This is a genomic window from Vibrio sp. OPT41 (assembly GCF_015163595.1).
GTDB classification, from domain to species: Bacteria; Pseudomonadota; Gammaproteobacteria; order Enterobacterales; family Vibrionaceae; genus Vibrio; species Vibrio alginolyticus.
Genome location: NZ_JADDYH010000036.1, coordinates 373,458 through 394,765 on the forward strand (window position 1 = coordinate 373,458; position 21,308 = coordinate 394,765).

General features: G+C 43.2%; 13 protein-coding genes, 1 tRNA gene and 3 pseudogenes. 7 read left to right on the forward strand and 10 right to left on the reverse strand.

Annotation, left to right across the window (positions count from 1 at the left end; all coding sequences use genetic code 11):
- Nucleotides 1-54: 54 nt before the first annotated feature.
- From IQP38_RS15980 to IQP38_RS15995, 4 genes and pseudogenes are all read right to left on the reverse strand, one after another.
- Entirely contained in the window at nt 55-1,176 is a 1,122-nt protein-coding gene (locus IQP38_RS15980) for an alpha/beta hydrolase family protein (protein ID WP_228010083.1), read from the reverse strand.
- A 305-nt stretch (nt 1,177-1,481) separates the two neighbouring features.
- Nucleotides 1,482-1,784 (reverse strand): hypothetical protein, encoded by a 303-nt coding sequence (locus IQP38_RS15985; RefSeq protein WP_042521903.1) that lies wholly within the window; start codon nt 1,782-1,784, stop codon nt 1,482-1,484.
- Nucleotides 1,785-1,989: 205 nt separating this feature from the next.
- Nucleotides 1,990-2,928 (reverse strand): annotated as a pseudogene (locus tag IQP38_RS15990) (alpha/beta hydrolase).
- A gap of 72 nt (nt 2,929-3,000) precedes the next feature.
- Entirely contained in the window at nt 3,001-3,915 is a 915-nt protein-coding gene (locus IQP38_RS15995) for an alpha/beta hydrolase (RefSeq protein WP_193837752.1), read from the reverse strand.
- Nucleotides 3,916-4,043: 128 nt separating this feature from the next.
- Here IQP38_RS15995 and IQP38_RS16000 point away from each other — a divergent pair, with 128 nt between their 5' ends.
- Nucleotides 4,044-4,973 carry a LysR family transcriptional regulator gene (locus tag IQP38_RS16000; protein WP_193837753.1) on the forward strand — a complete coding sequence of 310 codons (930 nt, stop codon included), beginning with the start codon at nt 4,044-4,046 and terminating at the stop codon, nt 4,971-4,973.
- A 69-nt stretch (nt 4,974-5,042) separates the two neighbouring features.
- Here IQP38_RS16000 and IQP38_RS16005 read toward each other — a convergent pair whose 3' ends face one another.
- Complete coding sequence (locus IQP38_RS16005) at nt 5,043-6,236, reverse strand: acetate/propionate family kinase (RefSeq protein ID WP_005386205.1); 1,194 nt, start codon at nt 6,234-6,236, stop codon at nt 5,043-5,045.
- A gap of 363 nt (nt 6,237-6,599) precedes the next feature.
- Between IQP38_RS16005 and IQP38_RS16010 the strand changes: the two are divergent.
- Nucleotides 6,600-8,137 (forward strand): annotated as a pseudogene (locus IQP38_RS16010) (putative bifunctional diguanylate cyclase/phosphodiesterase).
- A 72-nt stretch (nt 8,138-8,209) separates the two neighbouring features.
- Here the strand turns inward: IQP38_RS16010 and IQP38_RS16015 are convergent.
- Nucleotides 8,210-10,141 carry a DEAD/DEAH box helicase gene (locus tag IQP38_RS16015; RefSeq protein ID WP_005375680.1) on the reverse strand — a complete coding sequence of 644 codons (1,932 nt, stop codon included), beginning with the start codon at nt 10,139-10,141 and terminating at the stop codon, nt 8,210-8,212.
- A 413-nt stretch (nt 10,142-10,554) separates the two neighbouring features.
- Here IQP38_RS16015 and rnb point away from each other — a divergent pair, with 413 nt between their 5' ends.
- Nucleotides 10,555-12,558, forward strand: a complete 2,004-nt coding sequence (rnb, locus tag IQP38_RS16020) for an exoribonuclease II (RefSeq protein ID WP_053350659.1) — start codon at nt 10,555-10,557, stop codon at nt 12,556-12,558.
- Nucleotides 12,559-12,629: 71 nt separating this feature from the next.
- A pseudogene (locus IQP38_RS16025) lies at nt 12,630-13,440 on the forward strand (helix-turn-helix transcriptional regulator).
- 33 nt (nt 13,441-13,473) lie between these two features.
- On the opposite strand, the gene IQP38_RS16030 reads toward IQP38_RS16025, so the two are convergent.
- The gene (locus tag IQP38_RS16030; RefSeq protein WP_017635751.1) at nt 13,474-13,827 is read right to left on the reverse strand and encodes a DUF3024 domain-containing protein; all 354 of its coding nucleotides are present in this window, start codon (nt 13,825-13,827) and stop codon (nt 13,474-13,476) included.
- Between the two features lie 266 nt (nt 13,828-14,093).
- Between IQP38_RS16030 and IQP38_RS16035 the strand changes: the two genes are divergently transcribed.
- Nucleotides 14,094-14,918, forward strand: coding sequence for a phosphate ABC transporter substrate-binding protein (locus IQP38_RS16035; protein WP_064354614.1), 825 nt, complete (start codon nt 14,094-14,096; stop codon nt 14,916-14,918).
- Between the two features lie 63 nt (nt 14,919-14,981).
- Here IQP38_RS16035 and IQP38_RS16040 read toward each other — a convergent pair whose 3' ends face one another.
- The gene (locus IQP38_RS16040; protein ID WP_005375670.1) at nt 14,982-15,662 is read right to left on the reverse strand and encodes a MaoC family dehydratase; all 681 of its coding nucleotides are present in this window, start codon (nt 15,660-15,662) and stop codon (nt 14,982-14,984) included.
- Nucleotides 15,663-15,991: 329 nt separating this feature from the next.
- On the opposite strand from IQP38_RS16040, the gene IQP38_RS16045 reads away from it, so the two are divergent.
- Nucleotides 15,992-16,082: transfer RNA gene (locus tag IQP38_RS16045), tRNA-Ser, on the forward strand.
- Between the two features lie 161 nt (nt 16,083-16,243).
- On the opposite strand, the gene IQP38_RS16050 is transcribed toward IQP38_RS16045, so the two are convergent.
- A complete protein-coding gene (locus IQP38_RS16050; protein WP_193837755.1) occupies nt 16,244-17,794 on the reverse strand; it encodes a PAS domain-containing methyl-accepting chemotaxis protein in 1,551 nt (516 codons plus the stop codon).
- 285 nt (nt 17,795-18,079) lie between these two features.
- Here IQP38_RS16050 and modF point away from each other — a divergent pair, with 285 nt between their 5' ends.
- Nucleotides 18,080-19,534: a molybdate ABC transporter ATP-binding protein ModF gene (gene modF / locus IQP38_RS16055; RefSeq protein WP_193837756.1), complete on the forward strand. Its 1,455-nt coding sequence runs from the start codon at nt 18,080-18,082 to the stop codon at nt 19,532-19,534.
- Here modF and IQP38_RS16060 read toward each other — a convergent pair.
- Nucleotides 19,522-20,994, reverse strand: a complete 1,473-nt coding sequence (locus tag IQP38_RS16060; RefSeq protein WP_193837757.1) for an EAL domain-containing protein — start codon at nt 20,992-20,994, stop codon at nt 19,522-19,524. The two genes, modF and IQP38_RS16060, sit on opposite strands and share 13 nt — an antisense overlap.
- Nucleotides 20,995-21,308 lie beyond the last annotated feature (314 nt).

The following is a 21,308-nucleotide window of genomic DNA, read 5'->3' on the forward strand; positions in this document are numbered from 1 at the left end:
CGCTTTGCTGGTCCAAGCACACAATGTGTAAGAAAGCTCCTCATTGTTGCACTCTTATGACTTTGTTAACCTGGCCAGAATTACATCCAAAATGTGCTGATGATTGTCCTTTCTGGAAACCTCGTCACGCTCCTGGCAAAGTGCTTCCTCCCCTTCTGATGCGAGAATTTTAATGCCACGCTCAGTACATTCTGAGAACGCACTAAACTGACTCGCACTGGGGATCTCTTGAAATGTCACATTGGGAAGAGCAACAAGTGATTCGGCTGGTGTCAGTGCGGGATGTAGCCGATCAGAGAGCGCCACCACGGTGATAGCATTGTTCATCAAGGCCAGAGTTTCAGGGACAAAAGTTTTCGTTAGCTCAGGGTTGATAACGACGACCGATTTCAGTTTGTTTTCAGACTGAAATCGGGGGAATTTTTGATCCGGGATGCTGGTAATATCAACGTTATTTTCACGTAACCAATGACAGTCTACATTGGTGGCGTTGTGACACGATGTTCGATATTTCTCCGGGCTTATTTGAGCTCCGGAGAGCATCAGCATAGATGTGCCGCCCAGAAAAAAGCCGACCCCCTGCACTGCATCAGTATCTACGCCTCCGGACAGTATCCCGACCGAACTTAATTCGTTCAGCCCAAGCACCAAATCACTGGTTCTGAATGTGATTTCATCAACAGCCATTTCTGCATTGATTTCGTTCGGTGCAGGAGGCTTTGGTACCACAACGACATAACCTTGTTGCGCCAGGCTCGAGGCTATCCAACCACTGTGGGAAAACGCTGACCGTGTTCCGCCCTGCGACAAAAGCACAACGGGAAATTTTCCACTTGCTAAAGGGGCATCTAACTGCGTTTCGACTGATTTAAAAATGTTCCCCCTACCAAACGAGAAGTTGTTTTTTTCGTTCGTGGTGGGATACCAATAATAGACTTCCACAGGCTTGTCTCTGTCTTCACTGAATCCCGTTTTGACTGTTAGCGCAGAATGGTATTTCGGCTCATTCGTACTGGCGCTGACACTGACACACAATGTAGCGAGTAGAAAAGACATTATTATTTTGGTTTTCATTTTTCCCTCAGCCGGCAAACACATTCTTCTGCACGGCATCTGAAGATAACGAGCAGAAGAATATCCATATATTTTGCGAAACATAGCAATTAAGCTATTCATAGTCGAGGTAACCCAAAGAAAATGATAGACCGCTCCAGCTAGAGCCTTTCTTTTCAATAATTTTCTGCGGATATCCACCATGCAGAAGTTTGTACTTTACTCATTGTAAACGACTAATCATGGCCTCTTAAGGCAACATTAGAAAACCAACCGTATTCACAATCCATAACTCCATAACTCCATAACTCATAGTTACACCGATGTATATCTAAGTGAGCCGAAGCTTCATTGCCCATCCAGTGCCCTTTGCATTTTTATAGCAAGGTAGCCAAGCACCATTTTATTACGGACCATTGCTGCCTGCGCTAATGCTTTTGTTTTGTATCGTAACTGATTTGCTTACTGACGTTCTTTAGTTGCACTCCTGCCTTATTAAATGCCTTTTGAATAGTTGTGGAAACATGCTGGCGGCCCTCTCCTTCAAAAAAGTTAGCTCGATCTTGCTTCGTTTCGAAGACGCAGACTATTTCTAAGCTTTGTGGAAAAGAAGAGAATTTGACGGTATGAGTCACCCAAAGAAAGCCATCGTAGCCTTTTAGCGTATCTTCACAAACTTCGGTCAACACTTCTCTAATTAGATTCTCGACCTTCTTATCTGATTTGCGCATAAATTAAACTTCATTCCTATCTAACGCCTTTAATTAGGTTTCAGTGTACATTGTCTTAAACAGTATTTGGCAGTGGTATTTAGTCAATAGCCTGTAGATGAGGTTATTCGCACGAAGATTTACCGACCTACTCGCTTCGAACTACATCTTACGCTGTTAAAAATAAGCGCTTTGCAACTCTACAAAACGCTTCTAACTTATTAGATTATTTTAAGTGTGTTTCAAGGAATGCAGAAACCTTGTCCATTGCAATGCCGACTGCTTCTGGATGGTCATACAGTTCATAGTGAGACCAATTTTCCAAATTAACCAGCTGTCGGTCTTTTGATTGAACAGAGCGGCCATAAATTTCCTGCCCATCACGATAAGCACCAAACGCCCCGACTTTTTGCCCTACCACGGCCATAACAGGCTGAGTCAATAACGTTTCGGCAAATGCAAAGGCATCTCAGCTCAGTGTTTTCTGTGCATGTGAAAACAGCATACGAGTTGCACCACCTTCGGTTTGTCCACGTGATGTTTTGTAGTATTCAGTAGCTTCGAACACGTCTCGTTCTGTTAATCCATTTTCTTTTGCAAATTCAATATTTGGAGGAAGAAGTTCATCGATTTTCAGCTCTGAGCCGCGAGCTTCGGCTGTTCTCTGTGCAGCCATAGCTTCAAGATTGGCGATAGGGTCGTACATACTAAAGCCTTCACGGAACAAGCGGCCTAAGTTAACAGGCGTAATACCTACGACAGCTTTCAAGCGCTTTTCGGTTAGGGCTGAATTGATCATGTAACCACCACCGCCGCAGATACCGAGTCCACCAATTCTATTCTCATCGACATATGGTAAAGTTACTGCATAGTCGATAACGCGACTGATATCTTCAACACGTTGACTTGGGTCTTCTACGTAGCGAGGCAATCCTCCCGATTCTCCTTGGAAGCTCGCGTCAAATGCGATCACGACGTAACCTAACTCAGCAAGGGCTTTACCATAGACAGCGCTGGATGTTTGTTCTTTACAACTACCAAAAGGATGAACACTTATCATTGTTGGGTAGCGTTTCGATTCATTGAAGCCTTCTGGGAATAAAATTAATTCAGACATATCCCAAGACATATCAGCATTTCTAAAAGTGATTTTTTGCATATTCATAATCAATACCTTAAGAGTAAAAAGCCTTGAGAGCAGAAAGGCTCGAAGCAATTGAGCCTTTCATCGGGAATATTAAAGAGTGCGTTGGAAGAAAGATGCGAGTTGGGATACTGCGTCATCGACGTATTCGGCAACATCATAAAGCGACATATGGTTTGCACCATCAATGGCATACAAGGTTTTATCTGAACTCGCAGCACGTTCTATCAGGTCATCACTCATCCATTTGCTGCCTGCGTCACTACCAACGACAGCAAGAATTGGCTGAGTTAGGAATGCTTCCGCTTTGTGGTACGCATCGTAAGTAATGATCTGATTTAAGTTACGAGTTAGAGCAAAACCCGGCGCATTTGGATGTTCACAACGTGGTGTGTGGTAATACTCCCAAGCTTCGCGTAGTTCTGCATTTGAGGCATCTTCTTCACGCATCGGAGCTAGAGGAATAGTCGCGAATTCTGTACCATTCGTGTCGGTTGTGCGAGCATTCGAACCAAATTCTAAGTAACCAACAGCGTCAGCATCGTTAACCGAATTATCCCAACCATTACGGAACATTTGGCCAATGTTTACGGCACTAACCATACCCAGTGCTTTGATTCGACGATCATTGATCGCTGCATTTGCACTATAGCCCGCACCAGCACAAATCCCCATTGCGCCAATTTTATCGTTATCGACGTACTCTAACGTTGTCAGATAGTCGACGACTGCGCTCACGTCTTCAGTACTCGTGTAAGGGTTTTCCATTTGGCGAGGCTCACCTGTACTTTCACCTTGATGCGAACGGTCAAACGTAATGGCAATTATGCCGCTTTTTGCAAGTTTACTCGCGTATAGGCCTGCGGTTTGCTCTTTTACGCCACCACCTGGGTGTGAAACAACAACCGCCGCATATTGTTTACTTGCATCAAAATCTATAGGGAAGTTGATAACCGCTGAAATCTCAATACCTTGACCATTGAGATTTTTGAAAGTGACTTTAGACATAGCGACATTCTCCATTAGAGGTTAACTGTTCATCTCAGGCTGACCTGAGCTTCGAGGTAATATTAGTCAACACACTGTTTCGGATAAATATCGTTTTATCTACATGACTGTTTAGTTATACTTAACAAATGAGAATAGAACCTTCTTTAATTTCATCACTGACGTGGTTTGCACATATTGCTCGCCATCGCAGTTTCACTAAAGCGGCCTTAGAAATGGGGATAACCCGTGCTGCCTTATCACAACACCTGAAAGCGTTAGAGCAACAGCTACAAGTTCGGTTAATCAATAGAACCACTAGAAGTATGTCGTTGACTCAAGAAGGCCAACGTCTGCTTGATATTTTGCAACCTTCATTGATGAACATTGAGCAGGTCGTTAACGAATTGAACGACTCTCATCTTGAGCCTTCGGGATTAATCCGTATCAGTGTATCAAGAACCGCTGCTCGGCTGCTTATTGAGCCCTATCTAGGTGAGTTCCTCTCTCGTTATCCTAAAATACGCCTAGAGCTAATCATGGATGATGGGTTTTCTAACATCGTCGCAGAAGGCGTTGACGCTGGCATTCGCTTAGGATTAAGCTTAGATGAACATATGGTTGCGGTCCCTATTACTCCGCCGTTAACAACGGCAATAGTGGGCTCTCCTGAATACTTTAGGCAAAATGGACTACCTCAAACTCCTGAGGATTTAGAAGATCACAATTGCCTTGCTTATCGTTTTACCTCTAGCGGAACAATTGATCATTGGTCGCTAACCTCTCCAGATGTTGCAAAGCGCACCCTCGTTTTCGAGCCTAAAGGCAATGCTATTTTTAATGATGACTATAGTATGTTACAAGCTGCAATACAGGGTGTGGGTTTAGTGAAGCATATTGATTTATGGGTGGAAAAGCACATAAATGAGGGAAGATTGACCCGAGTTCTGACACCTTGGTGCAAAGAGTTTCCTGGGTTTTATTTATATATACCTTCACGAGAGCATATGCCGAAAAAAATCCGCGTCTTGATGGATTTTTTAATCGAAAAGCGCGAAGCTCTGAAACTCAAAGAGTAATTACCAAATTGCTTTAAATAAAAAAAGCGAGCACGAGGCTCGCTTTTAACTTTCTGTTTTCGTTATATATTACAATAGCTCAACCGATTGTTTAGCTATCACAAATTCCTCGTTAGTAGGAATAACAAGAGCTTTGGCACCTAACAACTCAGATGTTGCAATAACACCTGCGTTACCAAATCTTGCATCTTCGTTACCTTTCTCATCTTCAACAAAACCTAACAGCTTTAGGTTTTTCAAGATTTCACGACGAATTGGTAGTGAGTTTTCACCAATACCACCAGTGAAGATGATGCCGTCTAATGAATCCAGAGCCGCTAGGTAGGAAGTAATGTATTTCGCAACGCGGTAAGTGAAGATCTCAAATGCCAACTTCGCACGTGAATTCCCCGCTTCCATTGCTTCTAGTACGCCACGAGCATCACTTGTCACACCAGATACACCTAAGAAACCTGACTTCTTGTTCATCATCTCGAACACTTCGTCTTTTTCCCAGCCTTTACGGAAAAGGAACTCGATAACACTTGGATCAAGGTCACCACAGCGAGTGCCCATCATTAGGCCAGCTAACGGTGTCAAACCCATACTTGTATCAACACATTCGCCATTTTTAACCGCGCTCACTGATGCACCGTTACCTAAGTGCACAGTGATAAAGCTGCTTTCTTCAACCGGCTTATCTAGCATTTTCGCTGCTTCACGGCTTACGTAGTAGTGGCTTGTACCGTGAGCACCGTAACGACGCACTTTATGCTCTTCGTAAAGCTCGTAAGGAAGTGCGTACATAAAGGCTTTGGCTGGCATTGTTTGGTGGAAAGCAGTGTCAAATACAGCAAATTGAGGCAGTGAAGGGAACGCCGCCATTGCCGCTCTCATGCCTTCAGCGTTCGCTTTGTTATGAAGTGGTGCAAGTTCAGCAAGGCGCTCTACTTCTTGAATAACTGTTTCATCAACTTTCACAGTTCCTTTAAAGGTTTCACCGCCTGCGACAATGCGATGGCCTACAGCGACAAATTTTGAGCTCAAACCTAGAGTTTCGAGTAGTTTTACCACTCGCTCAACAGCGTACTGATGATGGTTACCGCCAGCAGGAATTGCTTCAACGGTTTTTTCTCCCTGATATTTCCAACTGATTTCAGCTTCAGGTAGGCCAAAACACTCACCAATACCTGATACCAAAGCTTCACCGGTTTCAGAATCAATAACAGCAAATTTTAATGAAGAGCTACCAGAGTTGATCACCAGTACAAACGAATTAGACATGAAATAGTTATCCTGTTGTAGAGCAGAGGTTGTAATAGCGCTTGTGCGCTGCGTACTTCTTGTTTGCCCCTCTATTATTCAATAATTTTTTAATCTTTCAACAATCTTTTAGTAAAAGCGATTTGATTGAACAAATTTTGTTGATCTGTAGCAAGTTTTGATTTTATTTGAAGACTAAAAAATATCACTTGTTAAACATAGTTTATGAACAGGTCAATTTGTACAAAGTCAGGCATATAAAACACGTTGTTTATTGGGTTAACAAAAATAACAAACCAATCAATAAATCGGGGTAATAATGTGCTCACTATTGCGTTTCTACTAGTGATCTTAGGTTTGATTTTGCTCTGCTGGGGATGGCAGATGACAAAAAACATCTGCTCGAAAACTGACGTAACCGGGTGGACTTACCTATTATTGTTAATCAGCTGTTTCATTTTTGCTTATGCCGTTTTTTTGCACGCCATCATGCAAAAACCTATTGCTTCTCTCCTAGAAACGGGGGTTTCTCTTATACTTTTTGGCGGCAGTATCTTTGTCGTGCTGGTGATTAAGTGGAGCAACGATTCGATATTAGAGCTTCATACCGTTGCTGAAAGAGAGAAGCGCAATGCTGTCCATGACGCTCTTACTGGGCTCCCTAATCGTAAATACTGCTTTGAGTCTATCGAAGGCAGAATACAATCTAGAGACCCATTCTCGGTGATCCTTTTTGACGTGGTTAATTTTAAACAAGTCAACGATGCAATGGGTCACTTTTGTGGAGACCAGTTACTTATTCAAATTGGTCAACGCCTTCAGGGGAAACTGAAAGGCAATGACCAGATATTCCGCGTTGGTGGTGATGAATTTGTCATCCTGACCTCTTCTGCATGCGAGGAAACGGGTAAAAAACTCATAGAAGAACTAGATTCTGCAATGTCTGAACGCTTTCATTTAGATGAGTTTCAAGTTTCCTGCCGCGTTGTTTTCGGTATAAGAACAACCTACCCATATGACGCCCTAACCAATGATCTTTTGATCAAGCACGCAGATATCGCTATGTATCACGCCAAGCGTAATGGCAATCTTTGTGCGTTTTATAATGAGGATATGAACGTCGGGGCTAAGTACCAACTTGAGATATCTTCTCGTATTCAATGTGCGCTTGAAAAAGAAGAGTTTCAGTTGTATTACCAACCGTTGATTGATGCACACACTAACTTAGCTGTCGGTTTTGAAGCAGTGATTCGTTGGCATGACGAAAATGGTAAAACGATCTCACCCAACGACTTCATTCCTATCGCAGAGCGTAGCAATCAGGTGCACAACATTACCATGTGGGTTCTTAACCAAGTAGAAAGGGATCTGCAAACATTTATAGAGAAAGGCATTAAGCTTCCTGTCCACGTAAACTTATCAGCGAAAGATCTCTCATCTAACTTGCTGTTTAATCGCTTAGAAACTTTGCTCAAAGTAAACCCGCAATTCGCTGACCTAATAAGTTTAGAGATCACTGAAACGATGGCGATCGATAGGGTCGTTGAGCTCAACCCCTTAATTCATCAAATTAAAGGATTAGGTATAAAGATCAGCTTGGATGATTTTGGCACTGGGTATTCATCTTTGTCACTGTTAAGAGATCTTCCGGTTGATCAAATTAAAATCGACCGCTCATTTCTCTCCACAGCAAGCCGCACTGAAGGCTCCCGCTCTATCGTTGAGAACACGATTGCGCTAGCACATGGATTAGGGTATTCGGTCGTAGCAGAAGGCGTTCAAGACATGGACACACTGCATTTTTTGAGAAGTCGAGGCTGTGACATCATTCAGGGTTACTTGTTCTGTCCTGCCCTTAGACGAAGTAATAAGTTGGGTAAACAAACACGATGAAAAAGCAAAACCGTATTAGACGCGCATAAAAAAGCCGAGCGCTTTGCTCGGCTTTCAATTCTTTTTGTAGCGACTTAAACCGTCGCTTTAATCACTAGTGATTATGCGTCTGTACGACGGCCACGACCGTGACCACGTTCACCACGATGTGCACCACGGTGATCACCACCACGGTTGCGATCGAAACGACGTTCGCCACCTTCACGATTGCCATCGCGGTTGCCGTCACGGTTACCACGGAAGCCACCTTCGCGACGGCCGCCTTCACGACGATCACCACCACGGTTGCCGCCTTCGCGGTTGCCACGGTAACCACCGCCATCACGACGACCACCATCGCGACGACCACCGTCACGGCGACCACCACGAGACTCGCGGAAATCATCGAAGTCACATACTACAGCACCAACATCTTGTTGACGGATACGTAGTTTGCTTAGCTTGTTCGCCGCGTCTGAAGTCATTGCTTTAGGTAGCTGTACGAATGTGTGACCTTGAGCTAGCTTGATCGCACCGATAGAACCTTTACCTAGACCTAGTTCGTTTGCTAGAGCGCCAACGATGTCTTTAACTTGAACGCCTTGCTCACGACCAACTTGAAGCTGGTAAGTATCCCAGTCTTGGTTGTTGAAGTTACGACCGCCGTCGCGACCACCTTCACGGCGCTCTTTACGACGTTGCTTGTCACGCTCAATTGCTTCAACCATTGGGTCTTCGCCAATGTAGAACAGAGGACGTTTGCCTTGCTGACGCTTAAGAAGCATAGCAGCAAGTGTTGCTGGGTCGATGTCTAGAGAAGTTTGTAGTTTCTCTACCAACTCAGCAAATTTGTCTAGTGCTTTGTGCTCTTTCTCTGCTTCAAGCTCAGCGCCTAGCTTAGCTAGACGAGCTTCAGCAACTTGGTCACGTAGAGGAAGTTGGATTTCTTCCATAGATGACTTAGTTACACGCTCGATAGTGCGAAGCATACGAATTTGGTTAGTGCGAACTAGAAGGATCGCTTTACCCTTACGTCCAGCACGGCCAGTACGACCGATACGGTGGATGTATGACTCAACATCAAATGGGATGTCGTAGTTGAATACGTGCGTAATACGTGGAACGTCAAGACCACGAGCTACAACATCAGTTGCAACTAGAATGTCAATAACACCTTGTTTGATGTGATCAACAGTACGCTCACGTAGAGACTGAGGAATGTCACCGTGCAGTGCAGCTGCTTTAAAGCCACGTGCAGATAGCCAGTCAGCCAGACGCTCAGTATCTTGACGAGTACGTACGAATACGATTGACGCGTCAGTTTCTTCAGTTTCAAGAAGACGAGACATCGCTTCATCTTTCTCTACACCTTTCACTACCCAGAACTGTTGTTGAACTTTGTCTACAGTGTGGTTTTTACCAGCAACGTCAACCGTTACAGGGTCACGAAGGAAACGTTCAACGATCTTCTTCAGCATTGGAGGCATAGTTGCAGAAAACAGAACGCGTTGTGCTGACTCTGGAGCGTGCTCCATGATCGCAGTTACATCATCTACGAAACCCATGTTTAGCATTTCGTCTGCTTCATCAAGAACGAAAGTACTAACTTCGTCTAGGTGTAGACGTTCGCGATTGATAAGATCTTGAACACGGCCTGGAGTACCAACAACTACATGAGCGCCACTTTTAAGAGCACGCATTTGGTCGACAATAGATGCGCCACCGTAAATCTCTAGAACTTTCAAACCTTTGATGTTTTTACCAAGGTTTTTCATTTCCGCTGCAACCTGAATTGCCAGCTCACGAGTCGGAGCAAGTACAATCGCTTGCGGTTTGCGTTGGTTTAGATCGAGTTTGTTGAGAAGAGGCAGAGAGAACGCTGCTGTTTTACCTGTACCTGTTTGAGCTTTACCCAGCGCGTCAGCACCTTCCAATAGGTGTGGGATTGCCGCAGCCTGAATTGGAGTTGGTGACACGAAACCCATTCCGTCTAGAGCAGAAAGGATAGAATCATTCAGAGATAAATCACTGAATTGAATAACAGAATCTTGCATTGGGATCCTACTTAATTAAACAAAAAAACAGTCCCATATGCTCTTCCAATTCGATACTGATCCATCCAGATACTGATTCCATTCAGACGGGAACACAGCACAGTACACAACCGCGATAAGCCATTAGGGACGACTAAGGGAGGCGGATTATTCCTTAAAAGCATAAAAAAATCCAGAAAAAATTGAATTACATCACAATTTATTCTCAACAATGGTATTTTTAGCATATTTTTCCACCAACCCTACCATTCCCCGTAGATTCGCGTAACTCACAGATGAGAATTTCATCAATATTTAAGCCAATTTCTCGTGGTTAAATTGGCAAAATTCACGGCGAAATTACGCTCCACAGGTAGTAATAATAGCTCGCAATGATTATAGTGTGCCCAACTCCATAGGTAATTTAAGAAAAGATGTTTCAAGATAACCCACTACTCGCTCAGCTTAAGCAGCAAATCCAAGAAAACCTGCCTAAAAAAGAAGGCTCAATAAAAGCCACAGATAAAGGCTTTGGCTTTTTGGAAGTGGATAGTAAGACGAGCTTCTTCATCCCGCCTGCGTACATGAAAAAGTGCATGCACGGTGACAAAGTCATCGCCATTATCCGCACCGAAAATGAACGCGAAGTTGCAGAGCCACAAGAGCTGCTGGAACAAGCCGTGACTCGCTTTATTGGTCGAGTAAAAATGTTCAAAGGCAAGCTCAACGTAGCACCTGATCACCCACAGCTTAAAAAGCTATCTCTTAAAGCGAAACTAAAGAAAGGTCTAAAACCTGACGAGTTCGCCGAAGGTGATTGGGTTGTCGCACATCTTATTCGCCACCCTCTAAAAGGCGATAACTCTTTCTTCGTAGAAATTTCTGAAAAAATCACTGACGCGAATGATAAAATTGCGCCTTGGTGGGTAACGCTTGCTCAAAACGATCTACCAAACTCTGAGCCAGCAGGCATCGATAACTGGGAACTGAAAGACGACGCGGAGCTAGAACGCGTAGACATGACTCATGTTCCATTCGTCACTATCGACGGTGAATCGACTAAAGATATGGACGATGCGCTGTACGCGAAGAAAACCGTATCTGGCGATTTCGAACTCACCATCGCTATTGCGGACCCAACCGCCTACATCACACCTGAAGATGAAATGGATAAAGTAGCGCGTGAGCGTGGCTATACTATTTATCTTCCAGGCCGCAACATCCCGATGTTACCTCGTGATTTAGCGGACAACCTATGTTCTCTGATTGAAGGTGAAACCCGCCCTGCTATTTGCTGTACCGTAACGGTAAGTAAAGATGGTGTGATTGGCGACGATATTAAATTCTTCGCGGCAAACATCAAATCACATGCACGCCTAGCATACGATCACGTGTCTGATTGGTTAGAAAACGGCAGCTCTGAAGCATGGCAGCCATCTGAAGAGATCGCGACCATCGTTCGTGATCTTTATGAGTTCTCTCTTGCTCGCGCTGAATGGCGTGAGAAAAACGCAGTGGTCTTCCCTGATCGTCCTGACTACCGTTTTGAGCTCAGTGAAGATAACGATGTAATCGCTATCCACGCAGACATGCGCCGCAGTGCAAACCGTCTTGTTGAAGAATCCATGATTACCGCAAACATCTGTGCAGGTCGTACATTACGCGATAAATTTGAAACAGGTGTCTTCAATACGCATGCAGGTATCAAGAACGAGAAGATTGAAGAAGTGGTTCAACTTGTCAATCCAGAAGGCCAGTTGGAGTTCACAGCGGAGTCTATTGCTACGCTAGAAGGCTTTGCTGCGTTGCGCCGCTGGTTGGCAGCTCAAGAAACGTCTTATCTAGATAACCGCATTCGTAAGTTCCAAGCATACAGTGAGGTGGGTAATCAGCCTCTGCCTCATTACGCAATGGGTTTAGACATCTATGCAACTTGGACATCACCAATTCGTAAATACGGTGATATGATCAACCACCGTATGTTGAAGGCCGTCATCCTTGGTAAAGAACCCGTACAAAAACCAGATGACCAAGTAGGCGAAGAGCTAGCTCTACATCGTAAACATCATAAAATCGCTGAGCGAAATGTCTCAGATTGGCTATATGCACGCACGCTTGCTGATGAGCCGAGTAAGAAAACTTGTTTCACAGGTGAGATTTTCGATATTAATCGTGCAGGCGCACGTGTCCGACTTCTCGAAAATGGCGCAGCAGCCTTTATTCCTGGTGCACTAATTCTTGATAATAAAGAAAGAATTGAGTGCAATGGCGACAACGGTACCATCTCTATCGATAAAGAGGTCGTATACAAACTTGGGGATACATTGGAAATTGTCCTTACGGACGTAAACCAAGAAAACCGCAGTTTAGTTGCAAAGCCAACCCAGGTATTCGCTGAACAACCAGCAGCACAAACAGAACAGACTGTAAGTGAGTAATACCGAATGAAGTTAAAAGGCGCTCTATTGAGCGCCTTTTTTATTTGTTATGTAAAACGATAAGAAAGAGTATGCCGAACATTGAGATCATTCGCTTTAATCACTTCACTGCGCGCAAAAGTGAGCGTTACACTGCAACACATAATGGGTTATATATTGTTGAAGAAGGTGCCCTATTAGTTCATCAACCTAATGGCGAGCAATTTGAACTTAAAGCCGGAGATTTCACACTCTATAACTCCGCAGATCTGAGCAGTGCAGAAGCCGTCTCTAGTGACGGAGGCTTTAAAGCATTGGCTTTGGTCTTCAACCCAAACATATTCTGTGACTTTAAGAAAGCGCACCCGATGCTACGTTCCAAAACGGAAGAAAGGCGCTTCTATCCTTTTTCAACGCAATCCAGTAGCGAAGTAGCACAATTGAAGGACATGTTGGTTAAGTTAGCGAGTCGCAACGCTCCAGACTACACACAAAGCCATATCGCAATGGCATTGCTGTCGTTGATGGTTGAGGTAGAGCCAAACATTCTATCTATCATAGATGATGCAAGTAGCCTGAGCGACTCTCAAAAAGCCATTAAGTACATTGAGGGTAATATTGAAAAAGACATCACGCTAGAAGGCTTAGCGGCTCATATGAGCATGTCCATCGCGACCTTAAAACGTCGCCTCGCCGCAGATGATCTTTCGTTTTCTCAGATATTAAAGGTGAAACGGATAAACTTCGCAGCAACCCAACTGCGCAAGTCAGAAAAATCAATAACAGAAATAGCGTTTGAGTCTGGTTTTAAAAGTGCAGCGCATTTCAGTACAGCATTTAAATCCGTTTACAACATGACCCCCCAAAGACTTTAGAAACCAAGTTGTTAGGCCTAAAGTATAAATCATGTCGGCATTCGCATCCGTTGGGCTCGCCCTATTCCCAAAAACACGCTTGAGGATCGCGCTCCAACTCGTTGAGTAAGTCCTCAAGCATTCGGCTAAATGGAAGTGGCTTATAAGGCACCCACCTTAACAGCTCGTTGTGATATGTGGGAACATAGAAATACCAAAGTTGGTTGTCCTCATCAAACATGATCTTCGCGACGGGAGAAGTATACTCGCTATGCTGGGAGTCGAGGAGAAAATGCGCCCGATGAAGCTCAACGCCATTTTCTACTAGCTCATAGAGGCACTTGCCCTGTTCGACAGGCAAGTTAGCATTACGCGCAGAACAGAGCGATTGAACTGATTTGTATAAACGACTTGTCGCCATTTGGGACACTGACATCAACGTTCTCCCGATGGATGATAGTTAGAGCTGTCGATCCTAGTATATAACCTTTACATCATCACCGATGGTAGTTATCTACCTAACTCAAGTATAAGATAGCTATATTATCATTTGCCCAGATTATCATCTCAATCCACTTGGAAACGCTAGCTCCATCACCTCTTGACTAGAAACAATTCCTTTGTTTAGCGCTAACAGTTCACAAAAGTGTAACCTGAACGCAATATCATAAACTCTGCTTTATCCCGTATATGGAGTTTAATATGTTACGTTTTACTGTGGCGACGTTATTGGCCATAGCAGTCTCCCTCCCTACCATTGCAAAAGAAATCAACATCTCAGGTTCAACGTCGGTTGCTCGTGTGATGGATGTACTTGCTGAGGAATACAACAAAACACACCCAGACGATTACGTTGCTGTTCAGGGCATTGGTTCGAGTGCTGGTATCACCATGGTCAATAAAGGAGTAGCCGAAATAGGCATGAGCTCTCGCTATCTGACTGAAAGCGAAAAAGGTGAAGATCTCAATGTATACCCTATCGCTTATGATGGCCTCGCTGTTGTTGTAAACCGTACCAACTCTGTAGAAAACCTTTCTCAGCAACAACTATTTGATATTTACAAAGGTAAAATTAAGAATTGGAAAGAGGTCGGGGGCGCAGATCAGCCTATCGCGGTGGTTACTAGAGAAGCGTCTTCAGGTTCACGTTACAGCTTCGAAAGCTTGCTGGGACTGACCAAAATCGTTAATGATCGCCTTGTCTCGGATATCAGCCCAAACAACTTGGTTGTAAACAGCAACAGCATGGTAAAAACCATTGTTAACCATAACACTCGCGCCATTGGTTTTATCTCTGTAGGGTCAGTAGATCGCTCGATCAAGGCGATTCAGTTAGATGGTATTGACCCAACCTCGACAAACATTAGCAATCATAAGTACAAGTTGGCGCGACCATTCCTAGTGCTATACAAAGTAGATAAGATTAGCGATGCAGGTAAAGGTTTTATCGCTTTCCTTCGTTCAGAGCAGGGACAAAAAGCGATTGCAGGTTACGGTTATACGCCAGTAAAAAACTTTAATCAGTAAAAATGAAAAAGAGAGCACCTTGATGCTCTCTTTTACTATGTCGTGTTCTATCCGGTTTCGGAATTAGAAATGCAGTTGAATTACAGAGACCACAACCGCACCAGGTCGACGAATACCTTCAATTTCCACTTTAATTTCGCGCTCAATCTCCAAACCTTTTTTGATTGGCGTTACTTTTGTTAACGTGCTGACTGCACGAACATTATTGCCTGCTTTGACAGGGTAAGGGAAACGGACTTGGTTTAAACCCAAGTTAACTACCATCTTAGCTGTTGGGAACATTGGCTTGTCTGGATCGACTGAATCCGTCAGTTTAGGCAGCAATGCTAATGTTAAAAAGCCATGAGCGATAGTTGTCTTAAATGGAGATTCAGTTGAAGCACGCTCTGGATCAGTATGAATCCATTGCATGTCTTCCGTTACCGCACCAAATTGGTTAATACGTTCTTGAGACACATGAACCCAATCACCAGTGTGAATAACTTCGCCAATTTTTTCACTTAACTCGTCATAAAGCTTTTGAGCCTCAGGTGCCATTACGATCGGTGCAGGTTGAGGTGCAACTTCTTCGTTGACGGCTGGCTGCTGGTGATCACGAACTTTTGAGAAAAGAAAGCTATTTTGAGCTTTCCCCAAAAAGTCACTCCAATAATCGCGTAACGTTGGAGACATCCAATTCATAAACTCGGATTGATGAGCAGAAATCGCATCAACTTTGTCTTTAAATAGATTTGTGACCTTCATAAACACCCTTAAGAATTCTAAGCACAACTGGCTATACCAGTTAATTTTGAATTAGTTCACAAAGTCTTGCAAATACTTTCGGGCGAACACATGTACCCTAAAAGCATGTTATGTCTTATATATCAGCAAGATAACAATAAAACACCATTTTATTGACGTGCGCCAATATAAAGTAAAAACTCTATAAATTGGTACTTTTTGTCCCTTTTTCACTCCGTTTTCAAACTGTCCAACATCAGATCAGTGATCATAAAACAAGCAAACAGTACTTCTATTATAATTCAGCACTTTACAAGTCGGACTATGCTCCTTATTATACCGCCCACAACGGAGAGATGGCTGAGTGGTTGAAAGCACCGGTCTTGAAAACCGGCATACGTTAATAGCGTATCTAGGGTTCAAATCCCTATCTCTCCGCCACTTATTTAGAGAGCTCGCATTTATTGCGAGCTCTCGTCGTTTTAGCTCTTACAAAAACGAGATTTAGAAATCCTCGCTCGTAAGCGAATCCAGCACTTCACTATATTCCAGTTAAAAGCCCGCTAATGTTTAGCGGGCTTTTAACTTCGATTTTCTAAAGTTTAAGCAAACTTCTTAATCATTTCAGACAGGTCATTGGTGCAATTTTGCACTTTGGTGTTCATATGATTCGTTTCAGTCATCAGTTCATACGATTCACTGTACTTTAAATTAAGCGACTGGATGTTTTCATTTATTTCATCCGTTACATAAACCTGCTCTTCTATCGCGACCGCAATTTGTTGGTTTCGTTCGACGACGTCCTGAACAAGGGACTCCAGTTGTTGAATGCTATCCAAAGCAGTACTTAGCAATGTTACCGTTCCGGTCGACATTTCATTACCTTTCTCTAACGCAGAAACCGCTGATTTGCTCCCATTTTGAATCCCTTCAATGGCCGATTTAATCTCTGTTGTCGATTCCTGAGTTCTTTTAGCTAAGGTTCTCACTTCATCTGCTACAACGGCAAACCCTCTGCCTTGTTCGCCTGCCCTCGCGGCTTCAATTGCAGCGTTCAACGCTAATAAATTAGTTTGTTCGGCAATACCATTGATGACTTCAACAACGGTTCCAATTTGCTCGGTTTGTTGGTTCAAACGTATGACCACTTTAGATATTTCGCCGAGCTCACCCACCAGCTCTAGTACCGATTGGTTAACATTATCGATAACGCTACGGCTGTCTATCATCGTATTTTGCGCTTCTAACGTAGCCTCGGCGGTCGCTTGAGCATTATTTGATATCTCAGATGAAGAGGCTTGCATCTCGTTGACCGCTGTTGCGACCGAGTCAATCTCCACTTTCTGTGCGCTTAAGTTCTCCGTCACTTGCTGGCTATTTGTCGCAGCACTGTTAGCACTTGCGCGCGTTTCTTCGCAAGAGTCTTTTACAGACACGCCAACGCGCCCCAATAGCGCATTGGCAAATTGCTTACGCATCTTCATACCCAGCTCAATCTCAGCCAGATCGTTGATTCTTCCGCAATAAATATATTCCATAAGTGGATTGTTGAAGTCTTGCCTAGCCTGTTTAGCGAGCTTTTCAACTGGTCTGGTTAATACATAAATAGAGAAAACGGAAAGTAACGCAACAACGCTAAACGCTATCACTGGTGATTGATTCATTTGTAGAGTGAGTAAGCCAAGAAGGTTTGAAATTAAAAGGAAGAAGGCCGATCTCATCCACAAACGTGTACGAGGAAGATACATTTTCCACGGCTTACGATTATTTCGAAGCTTCGAATACGCTTTTTCCGCTCGCTGGATGTGTATACGCTCAGGTTTAAATCTCACTGATTGGTATTCCACAACTTCACCATTAGATTTTATAGGAGAAGCAAACGCGTCAACCCAATAATAGCCGCCGTTTTTACGTCGATTTTTGACCATTCCCATCCAGTGTTTGCCAGTTTTCAGGTGAGTCCATAAATCTTTAAAAGCCTGTTTTGGCATATCAGGATGACGCACAACATTGTGGGGTTTACCGATAAGCTCCCCTTCATCAAACCCCGCTACTTCATTAAAGTTTTCACTGGCATATTTGATGTAACTGGAGGTATCGGTAATGGAAACTAGGCTGTAACTCGAGGGGTAATCGTATTCCGTTTCACTCATAAACATGTGTCCTTACATTGATTAATTAACAAACGGCAAATATGAACTTATCAGCATAACATTCACATGCATAATGATAGGTTGATTCAAAAATAAAACAAAATTATTGACAAGCTTACTTGTTACTTAATGACTCTAGTCGCATTTTTATCCTCTAATACAAGGCTTCGTTGATATGCACAAGACTGAGCACTGTTCAAAATTAATACACAAAAGCGCTTCCGTACTGAGTTCGTAAATTGTTATAAGTAATCCACTAAAACGAAAACAAGGAAGACAAACACAATGACTATTCACTTTCGTCAGCTTGCAGCTAAGAGAAACACGACACACTTGTTTATTGACGATTGGAAAATTAACACTCAGCAGTCTTGGGGGATATTCAGCGCGGATGGAGATATTGGCTCTCTGCTTGGAGACCTTATTTGTGATGAAATGTCACCAAATAGTGGGGAAATTGAGCTAAATGGGCTATCCGTTGCGCAAGTGTCGTTATCAGAGCAACAGCGATTACTGGAAAGAGAATTAGAAAAAGATGATACGGATTTTCTTGATCGTATCGACCAAGGAAGCACTGTTTATTCATTAATCCTAGAACAGAGCCAAGACACTAACTTAACTGAACAGCTAGTCAATGATCTCGACCTAAGTCATCTTAGAGATAGTGGCTTCCGTGTTCTCTCTACCGGAGAAACCAGAAGAGTAATGCTCGCCCGAGCTTTAGCCACACAACCTGACTTAGTATTACTCGATAATCCATTTACTGGCTTAGATATTGCGCACCGAGCTGCTCTCGCTCGCTATTTACACTCGCTTTCTCAAAATGTGCAACTACTCATAACCTTCTCTCGCGAATCTGACATGCCTGAGTGGATCAATAGCATCGCGCTTTTCAGTGCAGGAAAGCTTGATAGTACAATGGATAAGTCCAGTTGGGATAATCATCCAATCATTGGACAAATTAAATCTCAGTCAGAACAACAGAGTGAAGAAATGATGAGCTTGATACGTCAGCATCAGCACTCGACACCATTCAACAACCCAATATTTGAACTAAAGAATGGGGCTGTTGAATATACCGATAAGAAGATTTTTACTGACTTGAACTGGCGCATAGACAAGGGCCAACATTGGCAGGTCAAAGGCCCAAATGGTTGTGGAAAGAGTACCTTACTTGGATTGATCTTTGGCGATCATCCGCAATGCTACAGCAATGACATTGATATTTTTGGTAAAAAGCGTGGTACTGGCGAGACAATCTGGGAAATTAAGCAGCATATCGGTATGGTGTCTTCAGCGCTACACCTCCAATATCGAGTCAATTGCAGCGCATTAGAAGTCATTTTGTCAGGATTTTACGATTCGATTGGGTTGTATAACCAGCCAACTCGCAAAGAAATGGATATTGCAAACGAGTGGCTCGATATCTTACATATGAGCCAGTACAAAAAAACCTCATTTAAGCAATTAGAGTACGGTCAGCAGCGACTGTTACTGATTGCAAGAGCCATCGTGAAACAACCCACATTATTGATTTTGGACGAGCCGTATCAAGGGTTAGATTTTTTGGGTAGACGGTTAGTTAAGAACACACTTGAACTCATCGCTAGAGAGAATTTAAGCCAACTATTGTATGTGTCTCACTACCAAGAAGACCGCTTAGATAGCATCAAAAATGAGTTAGAGTTTGTGTTTGATGAAAATGCTCAGTGTCATAGAGCTAACGTCTACCAATCATAATGACTTCGCTGCGCAAGCTGCTCATAAGGTAATGGTTTGGAGTACAGGTACCCCTGATGATATCTCACTCCCATCTGCTTTAAGTGTTCAGCTTGCGCTATGGTTTCCACGCCTTCAGCGATCAATTGTACTTGTAATTCTTCCGCGAAGTGAACCATCGCTTTTAAGACAGAAGCACTAAGGCTAGGAATACCAATAGTTTCGACAAAGCACTTATCGATTTTTAAGTAATCTATGCGCATGTGCTGTAGAAATGCTAACGAGGTTTGGCCAGTTCCAAAATCATCGATCAGCACATCAATACCATGCACTCGCAGCGCTGCAATGCATTTTCTCGCCTCTGAATCAATGAGCTGACGCTCTGTTATCTCAACCCCTAATGAGACTTTGTTTCGGCTCAACTGTCTGTCGAGCAATTGAATTTTTCTGATCGCGTTTGGTCCGACTAAATAACCAGGCGGCACGTTAATACCAAGGTGAACAGGCTGATCAAAGCCTAATTTACTGAAGTCCTCTGCCGCTTTATCCAGAACGAAATCAGTAAGTAAAAAAACCAATCCACTTTGCTCTGCCGCAGGGACAAACTCATCCGGAGAAATGAACCCCTTACTTTGATGCTCCCATCGCACTAGCGCTTCAAACCCGAATAACTGGCCGGTATCAACGTTAACTTGCGGTTGGTAATACAAGGTCAACTCTCCTCTTTTTATCGCTCTTTTAAGATCCAGTATCAAATTGCGATGGGGATCAATAAACTTATTCAACGCATACAAGCAAAGGTAGATAACGAAAATAATTGGAATTGAGTACAAAAAATAGGAAAGTGTTCTCTGTTTGACGAAAAGATCGCTGGCTTCACTCAAAGCTTCATACTCAAACATTTGCGACGATTTGATACCGATAGGATTACTTCCCGCTCTTAATGCTCCTTCAGGTGAAACTTGATCATGGATAAACAGCGCAGAGCGTTTTAGGCGTAAATCGTTGTTAAACCCTATTGTTGCATTAAAGTAGTCATGATCGATAATCGTTACGGCTTGATAACCCCGCTCTCCCTCCGTTACCACAAGCAAGAACTGATCGTACAAGCTATCAACACTACCAAACGCTAGCGTTTGTCCCTTAGGAAAGGTGATGTGCTCAGCTAACGGTTTAGAGATACTTCCCAATTTCGAAGAACAAGTAATGGCTCCCTCTTTCACAATGAGCATTTCTTCAATATCTCGTTCAAACATTAAGCTTTGCTGGAGCTCTTCACATCGTTCAGGGTGTAGCAGCGCCGTGCGGTTTTCTGTCTCTATTTGGAATAAAATTTCATCTGCAATTTGCACATTTTTTTCTAATAAATGATTAAGATTGTTTTGCACGCTTTCACGAGCTAAATACAAAACCTCTCCAATAATCAAGGGAATAGGCAGAAGGAAAATGATGGCTTTTTTAAAAATCGCCTTATTCAGCATATAAAAGTAACCTTTTATAAAACCGATTTACTGAGATGGTACCTCGATTCCGATACCCGCTAGCAACTCACGTTTTTTAACATTATTTGTTTGGATTAACTCAGTATGCGAAACGCTGAGTAATACCGCAAACTAAACAATGTCTTATTCACTCCTGTTCCAATTTAGTATCAAGCGCCTCAAACCTGAGACTTTAATTCGACACCATGTTATGTCTATCGGTACTTGCGAAAGTCTTTACCTGTCTGTTTCTCATCATGTAAGAATTACCCATTAAAAATATTTTTCTTTTCTCAGTGATTAAGAATTATATT